The following is a 16207-nucleotide window of genomic DNA, read 5'->3' on the forward strand; positions in this document are numbered from 1 at the left end:
GAGGACCGATGGCGCGGAGCACGACGAAGCCGACCGCGAAGGCAGCGGGCAAGGGTGCCGCGAGCACCAAGGACGCGGCGCAGAAGGTCGACCTCTCGACCCTGGTGGTCAAGGAGGGCGAGGAGGCCTGGACCAGCGCGGAGCTGACCGAGGTCCTCGACGACCTGCACGAGGCCCGCGAGCACAGCGCGACGATCATCGAGGGCCTCGACAGCGAGATCAGCGGCCTGATGCGCGACTCCGGCGACGGGGCGGGGCAGGACCAGGCCGACATCGGCTCGACCACGTTCGAGCGCGACCACGAGCTCACGGTCCTGGCCAACGAGCGCGACAAGCTCGCCCAGATCGACCGGGCCCTCGCGCGCATCGACGACGGGACGTACGGCGTGTGCGAGTCGTGCGGGGAGCCGATCGGCAAGATGCGGTTGATGGCTTTCCCCCGTGCGACACTCTGCATGACATGCAAGCAGCGCGAGGAACGTCGCTGAGCGACGACACCGACCGTCCCGCCGTACCCTCGCACACGCGCACGGGCCGGTTGCGCCTGGTCCTGGCGGCCGTCTTCGCGGTGCTGTACGCCGTCGACGTGGTCTCCAAGGTGCTGGCGGTCGAGCACCTCACCGGGCGGCCCGACGTCGAGGTCGTCGGCGACCTGCTGGTGCTGCACCTGGTGCGCAACCCGGGCGCGGCGTTCAGCACCGGCACGGAGTACACCGTGGTGCTCTCCTGCATCGCGATCGTGGCGCTGTGCGTCGTCCTGTGGCTCGCCCGCCGGGTCGGGAACGTCGTGTGGGCGATCGCCCTGGGCCTGCTGCTCGCGGGCGTCGCCGGCAACCTCACCGACCGGCTGCTGCGCTCGCCCGGTCCGCTGCGCGGTCACGTGATCGACATGTTCATGCTGCCCAGCTGGCCGGTCTTCAACGTCGCCGACATGTGCATCAACGTGGCGGCCGGGCTCATCCTGCTGCAGGCCTTCCGGGGCGTGCGGATCGACGGCACGCGCGACGAGGGGGAGAAGTGACCCAGATCGACCAGCGCAGCCTGACCGTCCCCGACGGGCTCGCCGGCGAGCGCGTGGACGCCGCCATGGCGCGCCTGTTCGGCGTCTCCCGGACCCGGGCGGCCGAGCTGATCTCCGCCGGGCACGTGCAGCTGGACGGCGTGGCGCCCGGCAAGAGCGACCGGGTCCTGCCCGGCTCGGTGCTCGACGTGAGCATCCCGAGCATGGTCGACCCGCTCGAGGTGGTCCCCGAGATCGTCGAGGGCATCGGGATCATCCACGACGACGACTCCATCGTGGTGATCGACAAGCCGGTCGGCGTCGCGGTCCACCCCTCGCCGGGCTGGAACGGTCCGACGGTCGTCGGCCACCTCGCGGGCGCGGGCTTCCGGATCGCGACCAGCGGCGCGTCGGAGCGGCAGGGCATCGTGCAGCGCCTCGACGTCGGCACCTCGGGCGTGATGGTGATCGCCAAGTCCGAGCACGCCTACTCGGTGCTCAAGAACGCCTTCCGCGAGCGCACGGTCGACAAGACCTACCACGCGCTCGTGCAGGGGCACCCCGACCCGCTGGAGGGGACGATCGACGCCCCCATCGGCCGGCACCCGAAGGCCGACTACAAGTTCGCCGTGATGGCCGACGGCCGGGCCAGCGTCACCCACTACAACACCCTCGAGGCGCACCGCTTCGCCAGCCTCCTCGAGGTGCACCTCGAGACCGGCCGCACCCACCAGATCCGCGTGCACATGGCCGCGCTCAAGCACCCCTGCGTGGGCGACCTGACGTACGGCGCCGACCCGACGCTGGCCCGACGGGTGGGCCTGGAGCGGCAGTGGCTGCACGCCGTGCGGCTCGGCTTCGAGCACCCGGAGACCGGCGAGCAGGTGAGCTACGAGTCGACGTACCCCCAGGACCTGGCGGACGCGCTCGAGGTCATCCGTGACGCCTCCTGACCGTTCCACGGCCGGCGGCGACCCGCTGGAGCTGACCGTCCGCCCGGCGGAGCCGGCCGACGCCACCGCGCTGGCGGCGGTCCACCTCCGCGCGCGGCGCGCGGCGCCGATGCCGGACTCGCCCCACCCCGACGCCACCCTCGCGCCGTTCCTGGCGACCCGGATCGGCGCGGACGAGGTCTGGGTGGCCGAGGCGGGGGAGCGGGTCGTGGGCTACGCCCGGCACACCGGCACCTGGCTCGATGACCTCTACGTCGAGCCCACCGCCGCCCGGCGGGGCGTGGGCTCGGTGCTCCTCGAAGTGGTCAAGGAACGGCTGCCCGACGGGTTCTGCCTGTGGGTCTTCGAGTCCAACGCCCCCGCCCGCGCGTTCTACGCCCGGCACGGCCTGGTCGCGCTGGAGCGGACCGACGGATCGGCCAACGAGGAGCGGAGCCCGGACGTGCGGATGGCGTGGCCGGGCCGCGACCCGGTGGCGTTCCTCCGCGGCCTCGTCGACGAGGTCGACGTCGAGCTCGGCGACCTGCTGGCCCGCCGGGCCGCCCTGACGCGGGCCATCCAGCCGCTCAAGCCCGACGCCGCACGCGACCCCGCGCGGGAGCGGCAGGTCGCCGAGCGGGTCGCCCGCCGGGCACCGGAGCTGGGCACCGAGCGGCTCGTCCCGGTGGTCGACGCGATCATCACCGCCTCCCTCGACGCCGCCCGCTGACGCGTGCGTCACGGTCCGCGCGACTGTCGGCGGCGAGTGCCAACATCGGTCCCGGCCGTCGAGTAACCTGACGTCCTTCCCCAGGATCGACGCCGGGCCGTCCACCCGGTGGCTGATGCTGCCCACCCGCCGCTTCGACCCCGAGGAGATGCGCACCGCCGATGTCGACCGGCTCCCAGGACTCGTTCGTCCACCTGCACGTCCACACCGAGTACTCCATGCTCGACGGCGCGGCCCGTCTGGGCGCCCTGACCGGACGCGCGGCCGAGCTGGGCATGCCCGCGGTGGCGATGACCGACCACGGCAACGTGTTCGGCGCCTACGAGTTCTACCGCAAGGCCAAGTCCGCCGGCGTCAAGCCGATCATCGGCATCGAGGCCTACTTCACGCCCAACATCTCCCGCTACGAGCGCAAGGGCGTCAACTTCTACGACGGCGGCCCCGACGACGTCTCGGCGCGTGGTGCCTACACGCACATGACGCTGCTCTCGGAGTCGACCGAGGGCATGCACAACCTGTTCCGGCTCTCCACGGGCTCCTGGCGCGACGGGTTCTTCAAGCAGCCGCGCATGGACCGCGAGCTGCTGGCCCAGCACAGCAAGGGGATCATCGGCACGACCGGCTGCCCCTCGGGCGAGGTCCAGGTCCACCTGCGCTACGGGCAGTACGACGCGGCGCGCAAGGTCGCCGGTGAGTTCCAGGACATCCTGGGTCGGGAGAACTACTTCCTCGAGCTGATGGACCACGGGCTCGACATCGAGAACCGCGTCCGCGACGGCCTGCTCCGGCTGGCCAAGGACCTGCAGATCCCGCTGCTGGCGACGAACGACTCCCACTACGTCATGCGGGAGGACGCGAAGTCCCAGGAGCACCTGCTCTGCATCAACTCCGGCTCCACGATGGACATCCCCGCCGGTGACGGCCCCGGCCAGCGCTTCGCGTTCTCCGGCGACGGCTACTACCTGAAGTCCGCCGAGGAGATGCGGGCGCTGTGGGTCGACAAGTACCAGCTGCGCGAGGCGTGCGACAACACGCTGCTCATCGCCGAGCGGTGCGACGTCCAGTTCACCGAGGGCAACGGCACGTTCATGCCGAAGTTCCCCTGCCCGCCGGGGGAGAACGAGGACTCCTGGCTGGTCAAGGAGGTCGAGAAGGGCCTGCGGTTCCGCTACCCGGACGGCATCCCGGAGGCCGTGCGCAAGCAGGCCGACTTCGAGGTCGGCGTCATCACCCAGATGGGCTTCCCCGGCTACTTCCTGGTCGTCGCCGACTTCATCGGCTGGGCCAAGGACAACGGCATCCGCGTCGGCCCGGGTCGTGGCTCCGGTGCGGGCTCGATGGTCGCCTACGCGATGCGGATCACCGACCTCGACCCGCTCGAGCACGGCCTGATCTTCGAGCGCTTCCTCAACCCCGACCGCGTCTCGATGCCCGACTTCGACATCGACTTCGACGAGCGCCGGCGCGGCGAGGTCATCAGGTACGTCACCGAGAAGTACGGCGACGACCGGGTCTCGATGATCATCACCTACGGCACGATCAAGGCGAAGCAGGCCGTCAAGGACTCCAGCCGGATCCTCGGCTACCCCTTCGCCATGGGCGACCGGATCACCAAGGCGATGCCGGCCGCGGTGATGGGCAAGGACGTCCCGCTCCAGGAGATCTTCAACCCCGAGCACAAGCGGTTCGGCGAGGGCGGGGAGTTCCGGTCGCTCTACGAGGCCGACGGCGACGTCAAGCGCGTCGTCGACACCGCCATCGGCATCGAGGGCCTCAAGCGCCAGTGGGGCGTCCACGCCGCCGGCGTGATCATGTCCAGCGAGCCGCTGATCGACATCATCCCGATGCTCAAGCGCCCCGCCGACGGCGCGATGATCACCCAGTTCGACTACCCCACCTGTGAGGGCCTCGGCCTGATCAAGATGGACTTCCTCGGGCTGCGCAACCTCACGGTGCTCGACGACGCGGTCAAGAACATCGCCGCCAACCGCGGCGAGACCGTCGTGCTCGAGGAGCTCCCGCTCACCGACGAGGCGACGTACCGCCTCCTCCAGCGCGGCGACACCCTGGGCGTCTTCCAGCTCGACGGCGGCCCGATGCGCGCCCTGCTGCGCTCGATGCGTCCCGACACCTTCGAGGACATCTCCGCGGTCGGCGCGCTCTACCGGCCCGGTCCGATGGGTGCGGACTCCCACAACAAGTACGCCCGCCGCAAGACCGGCCGGGAGCCGGTCGAGGCGATCCACCCCGAGCTGGCCGAGCCGCTCGAGGACATCCTGGGCGAGACCTACGGCCTGATCGTGTACCAGGAGCAGGTCATGGCCATCGCCCAGAAGCTGGCGGGCTACAGCCTGGGACAGGCCGACATCCTGCGGCGCGCGATGGGCAAGAAGAAGAAGGAGGAGCTGGACAAGCAGTTCGCCGGCTTCTCGGCGGGCATGCAGGAGCGCGGCTACTCCATGGCGGCGGTCAAGACGCTCTGGGACATCCTGCTGCCGTTCTCCGACTACGCCTTCAACAAGGCCCACTCCGCGGCGTACGGCCTGGTGTCGTACTGGACCGCCTACCTCAAGGCCAACTACCCGGCCGAGTACATGGCGGCGCTGCTGACCTCGGTCAAGGACGACAAGGACAAGTCCGCGATCTACCTCAACGAGTGCCGCCGGATGAAGATCCAGGTGCTCCCGCCGGACGTCAACGAGTCGGCGTCGAACTTCACCCCGGTCGGCACCGACATCCGCTTCGGCCTCACCGCGGTCCGCAACGTCGGCGCGAACGTCGTCGACGGCATCGTCGCCGGGCGCGAGGAGAAGGGCCGCTACACCGACTTCAACGACTTCATGGAGAAGGTGCCGGCGCTCGTCTGCAACAAGCGGGTCATCGAGTCGCTGATCAAGGCCGGTGCCTTCGACGAGATGAACCACCGGCGGCGCTCGCTGGTCGCCATCCACGAGACCGCGGTCGACCAGTACGTCGACATCAAGCGCAACGAGGCCATCGGCCAGGACTCGCTCTTCGGCGGCATGGACACCGAGGACGGCGGTGGGTTCGGCATCTCGGTGACCGTGCCGGAGATGGACGAGTGGGACAAGACGACCCTGCTCGGCCACGAGCGGGACATGCTCGGGCTCTACGTCTCCGACCACCCGCTGCTCGGCCTCGAGCACGTGCTCGCCAACGGCACCGACTGCACGATCGGCCAGCTGATGCTCGACGAGGACCGGCAGGACGGCGCGCCGATCACGGTGTCGGGCCTGGTCACGTCGGTGCAGCGCAAGATCACCAAGCGCGGCGACGCCTGGGCGATGATCACCCTCGAGGACCTCGACGGCGCGATCGACGTGCTGCTGTTCCCGAGCGCCTACCAGCTGGCCAGCACCTACCTCACCGAGGACGCCATCCTCACGGTGAAGGGGCGGCTCTCGCGCAGCAAGGACCAGCCCGAGATCCACGGCCAGGAGGTGACGGTCCCCGACATCTCCGACGGTCCGTCCGGTCCGGTCGTGATCTCGCTACCGTCCACCCGGTGTACTGGTCCCGTGGTGGAACAGCTGCGAGACGTCCTGGGCACGCACCCCGGCATGACCGAGGTGCGGCTCCGCCTGCTGACGCGTGAGGCGACCAAGGTGATGCGCCTCGACGACCGGCTGCGGGTGACCCCGAGCCCCGCGCTCTTCGCCGACCTCAAGCAGCTGCTGGGCCCCGGGTGCCTGACCAGCTGACCGTCGCCGCACCCCGCGGCGCGACGACCGTCCGCGGTCGGCCCCCCATCCGCGTCCTGGTGCTCCAGGCGCTCGCGGCCGTCGCGCTGCTCGTGGTGGCCGGCGCCGCCGCCGGCGCGGTGTGGTTCCAGCTGTGGACGCCGACGCCGGGCGTCGTGCAGGACGGCCGGTGGTTCACCGACGAGGACGGGCTGCGCCACGCGTTCGCCGGCACCGGTCTCTACGTCCTGGTGGCCGTCGCCGCGGGGCTCCTCTCCGGTGCCCTGGTGGCCTTCCTGCTCGACCGCGCCGAGCTGGTCACCCTCGCCGCCACGCTCGTCGGGGCGGCGCTGGGCGGTTGGCTGATGCTCCGGCTCGGGCTGCACTGGAGCCCGGCGGACCCCGAGGTGCTGGCCCGGACGGCGAGGGACGGCACGGAGCTGGACAGCGCGCTCACCGTCGACGTCCCGCACGCCTGGCTGGCCTTCCCGGGCGCGGCGCTCCTCGGCACCGCCGTCGTCTTCCTCGCCACCACCAAGCGCGGGGCCTGAGCAGGTCGCTGCGCGGGTAGGGTCCGGCTGACCGCAGCCGCAGGAGGCCACGATGAGCAGCCCCGTCCCCCCGTCCGGCACCCCCGAGTACCTCGAGCAGGGTGGTGGTGCGCCCGCGCCCCGCTCCCCGGGCACCCGCCGCCGCACGGCGTTCGTCGCCGGCGGTGTCCTCGCGGCCGCGGTCGTGGGAGGTGGCGCGTGGGCGGCGATGTCGTTCCTGGCCACGGGACCGCAGCCGGCCGAGGCGCTGCCCGGCTCGACGCTCGGGTACGTCTCGGTCGACCTCGACCCCGGTGGTGCGCAGAAGATCGAGGCGCTGCGGACGCTGCGTGAGTTCGAGGCGTTCCGTGACGAGGTCGGCCTGGACACCGACGACGACGTGCGCCGCTGGGTCTTCGAGGAGGTCCTCGGCGGCGCGGCGTGCGAGGGCGTCGACTTCGGCGACGACGTCGACCCCTGGCTCGGCGACCGGGCCGCGGCGGCGGCCGTCGACGTGGGGGAGGAGGACCCGGCGGCGGTGTTCGTGCTGCAGCTCGACGACGCCGACGCTGCCGACGACGGGCTCGCCGCGGTGAAGGACTGCCTCGGTGGCGGCGAGGACGGCGCCTGGCACGTCGCGGGGGACTGGGCCGTGGTCGCCGAGACCCAGGAGATCGCCGACCGGGTCGCGGAGGAGGCGGAGGACTCCCCGCTGTCCGAGGACGAGGACTTCACGCGTTGGACCGGCGAGGCGGGCGGCTCCGGCATCGCGACGGCGTACGCCGCCCCCGAGGCGGGCCGGGTGCTCGCCGACCTGGCCGACGAGCTCTCCATGCCGTTCCTCGGCGGGGAGGTGCCTGCGCCCGCGCTCGGGCTGTCCGTGCCGGACGGCGGGAGCGACGGCTACTCCTCCGAGCCCCCGACCGAGGAGGACCTGCCGCCGCTCCCCGCGCCGGGGGCGACGGAGGAGATGACCGCCGCACTCGAGGACTTCGAGGGGATGGCCGCGACGCTCCGCTTCGACGACGGCTCCCTGGAGCTCGAGGTGGCCGCCGGCGCCGGCGGTGCCGACGACGTCACGACCACCGACGAGGGAGGCGCGCTGGTCGCCGACCTGCCCGACGACACCGTGGCCGCGCTCGGGATCGGACTCGCCGACGGCTGGGCCGAGGGCCTCCTCGAGCAGGTCGCCGCCCCTCTCGGCGCCGACCCCGACGAGCTGCTCGCCGAGCTGGGCGTCACCGGGCTGGAGCTCCCCGAGGACCTGGAGACCCTCACCTCGGGTGGTGTGGCGGTCGCGGTGGGGGCCGGGATCGACCCCGAGGCGTTCTTCACCGGAGAGGGTGGGACCGTCCCGGTCGCCGCCCGGCTGGGCGGCGACGTCGAGGCCGTGGAGTCGGTCCTCGACCGGCTCCACGGGCAGCTGCCGCCGTTCCTGGCCGGCGTGCTGGAGCGGACGGTGGCCGACGGCGCGGTCGCCGTCGGGCCGGACCCGGCGTGGCGCGAGCAGGTCGCCGCCGGCGGTGACCTCGGCGGCTCGGAACGGTTCCGCAGCGTCGTCACGGACGTCGACGAGGCCGGCGCGGTGCTCTACCTCGACTTCGACGCCGGCCTCCTCGCCGACCTGGCCGCCGACGACGAGGACGTCTCGGGTGTGCTCGGGCCGCTCGCCGCCCTCGGTGCCACCTCGCGGATCGAGGACGGCGTCTCCCGGTCCACCGTCCGGATCTCGACCGACTGACCTGGTCGCCCCGGCCGCACGGGTCAGCGGCTGATCGGTGCGACGACGGCGTCGGTCGCGGTCACCAGGTCGCCGGGGGCGAGGCCAAGGTCGAGGCCGCGGCGGCCCCCGGAGACGTAGACCGTCGGGTGCTCCAGGGCGGTGGCGTCGACCACCGTCGGGTGCACCCGCTTCTGCCCGAGCGGGGAGATGCCGCCGGCGACGTACCCCGTCGCCCGCTCGGCGGCGGCCACCTCGGCCATCGCCGCCTTGCTCCCGCCCAGGGCGCGGGCCAGCGCCTTGAGGTCCAGCTGCCGGTCCACCGGCACGATCCCCACGACGAGCCGCCCGTCGCAGCTGGCCATCAGCGTCTTGAACACGCACGCCGGGTCCAGCCCGAGCGCCTCGGCCGCCTCGAGCCCGAACGACGCGGCCCGCGGGTCGTGCTCGTACTCGTGGGTGGTGAACGCGATCCCGGCGGCGCCGAGCGCCACCGTCGCGGGGGTCCCGCCGGCGCGGGCGGCGGTCTTCTTCTTGGCCACGTCTTCCTCGACGACTCTCTCTCGGCGGCCCAGGCGGGTCCGGTCAGTTGGGCGACCAGCGGGTGCGGGCCACGTCGGTGGCCGGCAGGGAGGGGATGACGTTCATCGCGCGCAGCTCGGTGCGCAGCAGGTCGGTCACGAGGATCAGCCGCTCCTCGGCGTCCTCGGCCTCCAGCAGCATCTGGCGCTCGGGCATCGGCAGGGGAGCGCAGGCCGCCAGCGTCCAGGAGAGGTACGACGCGTCGCGGGGCAGCGTGCCGTCGTAGGGGTCGGCCCGGATCTCGGCCAGCGCCGCCCGGTAGGCGACGAAGGTCGCCCGCGCCTGCTCGAGCAGCCCCTCGGGGACCGGCCGGGTGGGCTCGGGCCGGTCGTGCACGTGGCCGACCGGGAAGAGGCCGGTCGAGTCGAGCCGGTCGAGCTCGATGCGGTCCAGCCCGACGGCGACGACGTCGAAGGAGCCGTCGGGGTGCGGCTCGACCTCGGTCAGCTGCACCTTGACGCCGATCCGGTACAGCGACTGCGCGCCGTGGTCGCCGATCTCGTAGCCCTCCCGGATGGCGACGGAGGCGAACACGCGCTCGGCGGGGTCCTCGACGCGCAGCAGGTGGTGCACCAGGGCGCGGTAGCGGTCCTCGAAGACGTGCAGCGGCACGCTGACCCCGGGGAAGAGCACCGCGTTCAGCGGGAACATCGGCAGCGCGTCGGTCACGCCCCCAACCTAGTGCGCGGGGCCTGCGGGTGGTCCACGCAGCGTCGGCGGTTCGGGGCGGGGACCGCCCGAACGTAGGATCGGGGCCATGATCCGCCGCATCGACCTGCGCGGGACCACGGGTCCCGTCGACTACCGCGACGTCGTCCCCCGGGCCGACTTCGACGTCGAGGCAGCGGTGCCCGCGGTGCATGCGATCTGCGAGGCGGTGCGCACCCGCGGCGTCGACGCCATCAAGGAGTACGCCCGCCAGTTCGACGGTGTCGAGGTCGACGACCTGCGCGTCCCGGACGGTGCGCCGGCCGCCGCGCTCGCGCAGCTCGACCCCGCGATCCGCGCCGCGCTCGAGGAGTCGGTGCGCCGCCTGCGCGCGACCTGCGAGGCCGAGCTGGAGAAGGACGCCGTCACCGACCTCGGCCCCGGCGCCCGGGTGACCCACCGCAAGGTGCCGATCCGCCGCGTCGGTCTCTACGTGCCCGGCGGCCTCGCGCCGCTGGTCTCCAGCGTGCTGATGAACGTGGTGCCCGCCCAGGTCGCCGGCGTGGAGTCGATCGCGCTGGCCTCCCCGCCGCAGAAGGAGTTCGGCGGAGCCGTGCACCCCACGATCCTGGCCGCGTGCGCGCTGCTGGGCGTCGAGGAGGTCTACGCCGTCGGCGGCGCCCAGGCCATCGCGATGTTCGCCTACGGCACCGGCCCCTGCGAGCGGGTCGACCTGGTCACCGGGCCGGGGAACATCTACACCGTCACCGCCAAGCGGCTGCTCAAGGGCCAGGTGGGCATCGACTCCGAGGCCGGTCCGACCGAGATCGCGATCCTCGCCGACGACACCGCCGACGCGGCGTACGTCGCCGCCGACCTGGTCAGCCAGGCCGAGCACGACCCGCTGGCCGGCGCCGTCCTCGTCACCCCCTCCGAGCGGCTGGCCGGCGAGGTGGAGGCGGAGCTGGACAAGCAGGTGTCCGCCACCCGCCACACCGAGCGGATCCGCACCGCGCTGACCGGCCCGCAGTCGGGCATCGTGCTGGTCGAGGACCTGGAGCAGGGCCTCGACGTGGTGAACGCCTACGCCGCCGAGCACCTCGAGATCCAGACCGAGGACGCGCCCGCGTGGGCCGGCCGGGTGCGCAACGCCGGGGCGATCTTCGTGGGTCCGCACGCACCGGTGAGCCTCGGCGACTACTGCGCCGGGTCGAACCACGTGCTGCCCACCGGCGGCTGCGCGTGCCACTCCTCGGGCCTGTCGGTGCGCGCGTTCACCAAGTCGGTGCACGTCGTGGACTACTCGCGCGAGGCGCTGGCCGAGGTCGCCGACCACGTCGTCACGCTGGCGGAGGCCGAGGACCTGCCCGGTCACGGCGCCGCGGTCCGCGTCCGCTTCGGGGGCTGATTGCGTCGTGTTCCCGCCGATCCGGGAGGAGCTGCGCGGCCTCGAGCCGTACGGCGCCCCCCAGCTGGACGTGCCCGTCCAGCTCAACACCAACGAGAACCCCTACGGCCCGTCCGAGGCCTGCGTCGCCGACATCGCGGCGTCGGTCGCGGAGGCGGCCCGGGGGCTGCACCGCTACCCCGACCGCGAGCACTTCGCGCTGCGCACCGCGCTGGCCGACTACCTCGCCCGCGACACCCCGCACGGGATCGCGGTCGAGCAGGTGTGGGCGGCCAACGGCTCCAACGAGGTGATGCTGCAGCTGCTGCAGGCCTTCGGGGGTCCCGGTCGCTCGGCGCTCAGCTTCGCGCCGACGTACTCGATGTATCCGGAGTACGCCCGCGACACCTCCACGACGTGGGTGCAGGGGCGCCGCGAGGACGACTTCTCCCTCGACCTGGACGCGGCGGCCGCGCTGGTGCGCGAGCAGCGGCCCAGCGTGGTGCTGCTGCCCTCGCCGAACAACCCGACCGGCACCGCGCTGCCGCCCGAGGCGGTCACCGTGCTGTGCGAGGCGGCGGCGTCCTACGAGCCGCAGGGCCTGGTCGTGGTGGACGAGGCGTACGGCGAGTTCCGGCGCGCCGGGGTCCCGAGCGCGCTCGAGCAGCTGCCGGTCCACCGCAACCTGGTCGTCACCCGGACCATGAGCAAGGCCTTCGCCGCGGCCGGGCTGCGGCTGGGCTACCTGGCCGCCGACCCGGCGATCTGCGACGCGATCCGCGTGGTGCGGCTGCCCTACCACCTCTCCGCGGTGACCCAGGCTGCCGCGGTCGCGGCCCTGCGGCACGCACCGGAGCTGCTCGGGAAGGTCGACGAGCTGCGGGCCGAGCGGGACCGGGCCGTCGCCTGGCTGCGCGAGCAGGACCTGCAGGTGGCCGAGAGCGACGCCAACTTCGTGCTGTTCGGCACCTTCGCCGACCGCCATGCTGTCTGGCAGGGGCTGCTGGACCGCGGGGTGCTGGTCCGGGAGGTCGGCCCCGCGGGGTGGTTGCGGGTCTCGGTCGGAACACCCACGGAGATGGCCGCGTTCAGGCAGGCGTTGAGCGACGTACTGGTGACGGAAGAGGGACAGTCATGAGCAGGACCGCACGCATCGAGCGACAGACCAGCGAGTCGAAGGTGCTCGTCGAGGTCGACCTCGACGGGACCGGTCGCCACGACGTCTCCACCGGCATCGGCTTCTACGACCACATGCTCACCGCGTTCGCCCGGCACAGCCTGGTCGACCTGACCGTGCAGTCCGAGGGCGACCACTGGATCGACGCCCACCACACCACCGAGGACACCGCCATCGCGCTGGGCCAGGCGCTGCGCCAGGCCCTGGGCGACAAGGTCGGCATCCGCCGGTTCGGCGACGCCACCGTGCCGCTGGACGAGGCGCTCGTGCACGCGGTCGTCGACGTGTCCGGCCGGCCCTACTGCGTGCACACCGGCGAGCCGGAGGGACAGCAGTACGTCCAGCTCGGCGGGTCGACCCCGGCGTACCTCGGGTCGCTGACCCAGCACGTCTTCGAGTCGATCGCCTTCCACGGCCACCTCGCCCTGCACGTGCGCGTGCTCGCGGGCCGGGAGCCGCACCACATCGTCGAGACCCAGTTCAAGGCCTTCGCGCGCGCCTTCCGCGACGCCGTCGCCCTCGACCCGCGCGAGACGGGGATCCCCTCGACCAAGGGCGCCCTGTGAGCGGGCCGAGCGTCGCGGTCCTCGACTACGGCTCGGGCAACCTGCGCTCCGCGGTCCGCGCGATGGAGCAGGCGGGCGCCGAGGTCGAGCTGACCTCGGACTTCGACACCTGCCTGGCCGCCGACGGGCTGCTGGTGCCCGGCGTGGGTGCCTTCGCCGCCTGCATGGAGGGCCTGCGCGCCGTGAAGGGCGACCGGCTGATCGGGCGCCGCCTCGCGGGCGGGCGGCCGGTGCTGGGCATCTGCGTGGGCATGCAGGTCCTCTTCGGCCGCGGCGTCGAGCACGGGGTCGAGACCGACGGCTGCGACGAGTGGCCCGGCGTGGTCGAGCGGCTGCAGGCCCCGGTCGTGCCGCACATGGGCTGGAACACCGTCGAGGTCGCCGAGGGCTCCACGCTGTTCGCCGGCATCGAGGACGAGCGCTTCTACTTCGTGCACTCCTACGGCGTGCGCGAGTGGGAGCTGGTCACCAACGACAGGACCCGGGCGCCGCTGGTGACCTGGGCCGAGCACGGCGGGGACCGCTTCGTCGCGGCCGTCGAGAACGGCCCGCTCACCGCCACCCAGTTCCACCCGGAGAAGTCCGGGGACGCCGGCGCGGCGCTGCTGCGCAACTGGGTCGCCTCGCTGAGCGCCGGGCGGTGAGCAAGGAGCGGGCCCGCCGTCGCGAGGAGCGGCAGCGGGAGGCCGCTGTCGTCGCGGCCGCCCGGGCCGCCGAGGCCGAGCGGCGGGAACGTCGTGACGCGCGCGTCCGTGCGGTGACCGCCCGCCTGCCGGCGCGGCGTACCCGGCCCTCGGGGATCCTCGCCACCCGGCGCCGCCGCCAGTGGCAGTGGCTGCTCGGCGCCCTGCTGGTCGCGAACGTCGCGGTCTGGGTCCTCGTCCCGGAGTGGTCGGCCCGCCTGGCCGCGCTCGTCGTCGCCGCCCTCGCCGCGCCCGTCCTGCACACCCTGCTGTTCCGCCGCTGAAGCCCGCGGTCCACCCCACACCCGAACCAGGAAGCGAACCCCATGTCCTACCTCCAGCTCCTCCCGGCCGTCGACATCACCGAGGGTCGCGCCGTGCAGCTCGCCCAGGGCGTCGCGGGCTCCGAGCGGGTCTACGGCGACCCGGTCGCCGCCGCGATGCGTTGGCAGGACGCCGGCTCGGAGTGGCTGCACCTGGTCGACCTCGACGCGGCGTTCGGCCGCGGCTCCAACCGGGCGCTGCAGGCCGAGATCGTCGGCGCGCTCGACATCGACGTGGAGATGAGCGGCGGCATCCGCGACGACGAGTCGCTCGAGGCGGCCCTGGCCACCGGCTGCCGGCGGGTCAACATCGGCACCGCGGCGCTCGAGCAGCCCGAGTGGTGCGCGCGGGTGATCGCCGAGCACGGCGACCGGATCGCGATCGGCCTGGACGTGCGCGGCCGCACCCTCGCGGCCCGCGGGTGGACCCAGGACGGGGGCGACCTCTACGAGACCCTCGCCCGGCTCGACGCCGAGGGCTGCGCGCGGTACGTCGTCACCGACGTCAACAAGGACGGCATGCTCCAGGGGCCGAACCTGCAGCTCCTGCGCGACGTCTGCGCCGCCACCGACCGGCCGGTGGTCGCCTCCGGCGGCGTCACCACCCTCGACGACATCCGGGCCCTCATGGACCTGGTCCCCGACGGCGTCGAGGGCGCCATCGCCGGGACCGCGCTCTACGAGGGCCGGTTCACCCTCGAGGACGCCCTCGCGCTGACCAAGGGCAGCGCGTCGTGACACTCGCGGTCCGGGTGATCCCGTGCCTCGACGTCGACGGCGGCCGGGTGGTCAAGGGCATCAACTTCCAGGACCTGCGCGACGCCGGTGACCCCGTCGAGCTGGCCAAGGTCTACGACGCCGAGGGCGCCGACGAGCTGACCTTCCTCGACATCTCCGCCTCCCACGAGGGCCGCTCCACGACCATGGAGATCGTCTCGGCCACCGCCGAGCAGGTCTTCATCCCGCTCACGGTCGGCGGCGGCGTCTCCTCGACCGAGGACGTCGACCGGCTGCTGCGCGCCGGTGCCGACAAGGTCGCGGTCAACACCGCCGCGATCCGGCGCCCCGAGCTCGTCGCCGAGGTCGCCGACCGCTTCGGCAACCAGGTGCTCGTGCTGTCGGTCGACGCCCGGCGCGCGGCCGGCACCGCCTCGGGCTTCGAGGTCACCACGCACGGCGGGCGCCGGTCGGCCGGGCTCGACGCCGTCGAGTGGGCCGTCCGCGCCGCCGAGCTCGGTGCGGGGGAGATCCTCCTCAACGCGATGGACTCCGACGGCACCCAGGACGGCTTCGACCTCGAGCTGATCCGCGCGGTCCGCCGCGAGGTCACCATCCCCGTCATCGCCTCCGGCGGCGCCGGCCGCGTCGAGCACTTCCCGCCCGCGGTCGACGCCGGCGCCGACGCCGTCCTCGCCGCCACGGTCTTCCACTTCGGCACCCTCCGCGTCGGTGACGTCAAGCGGGCCCTCGACGAGGCCGGCCACCCGGTCCGGTGACCGGGCCTGCTCGCCGGGCCGGCTCGGGTCTCGGGGTCGTCGCCATCGTTCAATTGCGCGGAAGTGACGCTGTGCAAGCGCTTGCACCCGTCGACACGGCGACGATCGAACGATCGGTGCGCCCCGGGACCGGTACGCCGCGGGCGGCCCGGTGAGCCCCGGGAGCACGGCGGGCGCCCGGGTCGTCGCGCTGCACGTCGCACCGGAGCGGCACGCGCCGATGGAGGCGCGGGCGAGCATCGAGGTCGTCGCCGGGCGGGGCGTGGTGGGGGACCGGTGGTGGGGCGCGAAGCACCGGCACGTGTCGGTGCAGTCCGCCGAGGCGCTGGCCGAGGCCGCCGCGGAGCTCGGCCGGCCGGTCCCGCCGGCCGCCACGCGACGTACGGTCACGATCGCCGGGGGAGCCGTCCCCACCGAGCCCGGGGCCCGGCTGCAGGTCGGCGAGGTGCTGCTCGAGGTGGTCCGCGTGGCCGCGCCCTGCCGGGTGATGGAGTCCTCGATGGGCACCGGCGGCGCCACCGCCCTGCGCCGCCGTGGTGGCTCGATCCTCCGGGCGCTCACCTCCGGCACCGTCCGCCTCGGCGACGAGGTGAGCGTCGTCCCCACCGCCTAGAGGCGCTCGGCGGCGTCGCTGGCGTACCGAGCGGCGGTCCGGCGACACCCCGTGAGGGAGCGACGGCGGCGGAACCTCAGCGGACTTGCGCAGGCCTTGAGGGAACGTCGGGGAGGAGC

17 protein-coding genes are annotated in these 16207 nt (G+C 73.2%); 15 read left to right on the forward strand and 2 right to left on the reverse strand.

Annotated features, from left to right (window positions below; all coding sequences use genetic code 11):
- Positions 1-8: 8 nt before the first annotated feature.
- The 7 genes from AB0N29_RS04425 to AB0N29_RS04455 all read left to right on the forward strand — a co-directional run bounded on the left by AB0N29_RS04425 (position 9) and on the right by AB0N29_RS04455 (position 8634).
- Positions 9-488, forward strand: coding sequence for a TraR/DksA family transcriptional regulator (locus AB0N29_RS04425; RefSeq protein WP_302270789.1), 480 nt, complete (start codon positions 9-11; stop codon positions 486-488).
- Positions 461-1021 (forward strand): signal peptidase II, encoded by a 561-nt coding sequence (lspA, locus tag AB0N29_RS04430; protein WP_364864413.1) that lies wholly within the window; start codon positions 461-463, stop codon positions 1019-1021. Before AB0N29_RS04425 ends, lspA begins: the two co-directional genes overlap by 28 nt.
- On the forward strand, positions 1018-1953 hold the full coding sequence (locus tag AB0N29_RS04435; RefSeq protein ID WP_364864415.1) for an RluA family pseudouridine synthase: 936 nt from the start codon (positions 1018-1020) through the stop codon (positions 1951-1953). The genes lspA and AB0N29_RS04435 overlap by 4 nt, the downstream gene beginning before the upstream one ends.
- A complete protein-coding gene (locus tag AB0N29_RS04440) occupies positions 1940-2662 on the forward strand; it encodes a GNAT family N-acetyltransferase (RefSeq protein ID WP_364864417.1) in 723 nt (240 codons plus the stop codon). The genes AB0N29_RS04435 and AB0N29_RS04440 overlap by 14 nt, the downstream gene beginning before the upstream one ends.
- 161 nt (positions 2663-2823) lie before the next feature.
- On the forward strand, positions 2824-6384 hold the full coding sequence (gene dnaE / locus AB0N29_RS04445) for a DNA polymerase III subunit alpha (RefSeq protein ID WP_302270796.1): 3561 nt from the start codon (positions 2824-2826) through the stop codon (positions 6382-6384).
- Positions 6369-6914, forward strand: coding sequence for a hypothetical protein (locus tag AB0N29_RS04450; protein WP_302270797.1), 546 nt, complete (start codon positions 6369-6371; stop codon positions 6912-6914). The genes dnaE and AB0N29_RS04450 overlap by 16 nt, the downstream gene beginning before the upstream one ends.
- A gap of 52 nt (positions 6915-6966) precedes the next feature.
- A complete protein-coding gene (locus AB0N29_RS04455) occupies positions 6967-8634 on the forward strand; it encodes a hypothetical protein (RefSeq protein ID WP_364864420.1) in 1668 nt (555 codons plus the stop codon).
- A gap of 23 nt (positions 8635-8657) precedes the next feature.
- Here the strand turns inward: AB0N29_RS04455 and ybaK are convergent, their stop codons facing one another.
- Together ybaK and AB0N29_RS04465 are read right to left on the reverse strand one after the other, a co-directional pair.
- Entirely contained in the window at positions 8658-9155 is a 498-nt protein-coding gene (ybaK, locus tag AB0N29_RS04460) for a Cys-tRNA(Pro) deacylase (protein WP_364864422.1), read from the reverse strand.
- A gap of 43 nt (positions 9156-9198) precedes the next feature.
- On the reverse strand, positions 9199-9864 hold the full coding sequence (locus tag AB0N29_RS04465) for an LON peptidase substrate-binding domain-containing protein (protein WP_364864424.1): 666 nt from the start codon (positions 9862-9864) through the stop codon (positions 9199-9201).
- 88 nt (positions 9865-9952) lie between these two features.
- On the opposite strand from AB0N29_RS04465, the gene hisD reads away from it, so the two are divergent.
- From hisD to AB0N29_RS04505, 8 genes are all read left to right on the forward strand, one after another.
- Positions 9953-11251, forward strand: coding sequence for a histidinol dehydrogenase (hisD, locus tag AB0N29_RS04470; RefSeq protein WP_302270801.1), 1299 nt, complete (start codon positions 9953-9955; stop codon positions 11249-11251).
- A gap of 7 nt (positions 11252-11258) precedes the next feature.
- Complete coding sequence (locus AB0N29_RS04475; protein ID WP_364864427.1) at positions 11259-12368, forward strand: histidinol-phosphate transaminase; 1110 nt, start codon at positions 11259-11261, stop codon at positions 12366-12368.
- The gene (gene hisB / locus AB0N29_RS04480) at positions 12365-12973 is read left to right on the forward strand and encodes an imidazoleglycerol-phosphate dehydratase HisB (protein ID WP_302270803.1); all 609 of its coding nucleotides are present in this window, start codon (positions 12365-12367) and stop codon (positions 12971-12973) included. Before AB0N29_RS04475 ends, hisB begins: the two co-directional genes overlap by 4 nt.
- The gene (hisH, locus tag AB0N29_RS04485; protein WP_302270804.1) at positions 12970-13617 is read left to right on the forward strand and encodes an imidazole glycerol phosphate synthase subunit HisH; all 648 of its coding nucleotides are present in this window, start codon (positions 12970-12972) and stop codon (positions 13615-13617) included. The genes hisB and hisH overlap by 4 nt, the downstream gene beginning before the upstream one ends.
- Entirely contained in the window at positions 13614-13940 is a 327-nt protein-coding gene (locus AB0N29_RS04490) for a hypothetical protein (protein WP_302270805.1), read from the forward strand. Before hisH ends, AB0N29_RS04490 begins: the two co-directional genes overlap by 4 nt.
- A 42-nt stretch (positions 13941-13982) precedes the next feature.
- Positions 13983-14717, forward strand: coding sequence for a bifunctional 1-(5-phosphoribosyl)-5-((5-phosphoribosylamino)methylideneamino)imidazole-4-carboxamide isomerase/phosphoribosylanthranilate isomerase PriA (priA, locus tag AB0N29_RS04495; protein WP_364864431.1), 735 nt, complete (start codon positions 13983-13985; stop codon positions 14715-14717).
- Positions 14714-15475 (forward strand): imidazole glycerol phosphate synthase subunit HisF, encoded by a 762-nt coding sequence (hisF, locus tag AB0N29_RS04500; RefSeq protein ID WP_302270807.1) that lies wholly within the window; start codon positions 14714-14716, stop codon positions 15473-15475. The genes priA and hisF overlap by 4 nt, the downstream gene beginning before the upstream one ends.
- A 151-nt stretch (positions 15476-15626) precedes the next feature.
- Positions 15627-16088, forward strand: a complete 462-nt coding sequence (locus AB0N29_RS04505) for an MOSC domain-containing protein (protein WP_364864434.1) — start codon at positions 15627-15629, stop codon at positions 16086-16088.
- The last annotated feature ends 119 nt before the right edge of the window (positions 16089-16207 follow it).

This window comes from Nocardioides sp. NPDC092400 (genome assembly GCF_040684155.1).
Classification (GTDB): Bacteria; Actinomycetota; Actinomycetes; order Propionibacteriales; family Nocardioidaceae; genus Nocardioides.

Bases quoted from the DNA above. Each gene is read 5' to 3' on its own strand.
- AB0N29_RS04425 (WP_302270789.1), top strand. From the start codon at position 9: ATGGCGCGGAGCACGACGAAGCCGACCGCGAAGGCAGCGGGCAAGGGT.
- lspA (WP_364864413.1), top strand. From the start codon at position 461: ATGCAAGCAGCGCGAGGAACGTCGCTGAGCGACGACACCGACCGTCCC.
- dnaE (WP_302270796.1), top strand. From the start codon at position 2,824: ATGTCGACCGGCTCCCAGGACTCGTTCGTCCACCTGCACGTCCACACC.
- AB0N29_RS04455 (WP_364864420.1), top strand. From the start codon at position 6,967: ATGAGCAGCCCCGTCCCCCCGTCCGGCACCCCCGAGTACCTCGAGCAG.
- hisD (WP_302270801.1), top strand. From the start codon at position 9,953: ATGATCCGCCGCATCGACCTGCGCGGGACCACGGGTCCCGTCGACTAC.
- hisB (WP_302270803.1), top strand. From the start codon at position 12,365: ATGAGCAGGACCGCACGCATCGAGCGACAGACCAGCGAGTCGAAGGTG.
- priA (WP_364864431.1), top strand. From the start codon at position 13,983: ATGTCCTACCTCCAGCTCCTCCCGGCCGTCGACATCACCGAGGGTCGC.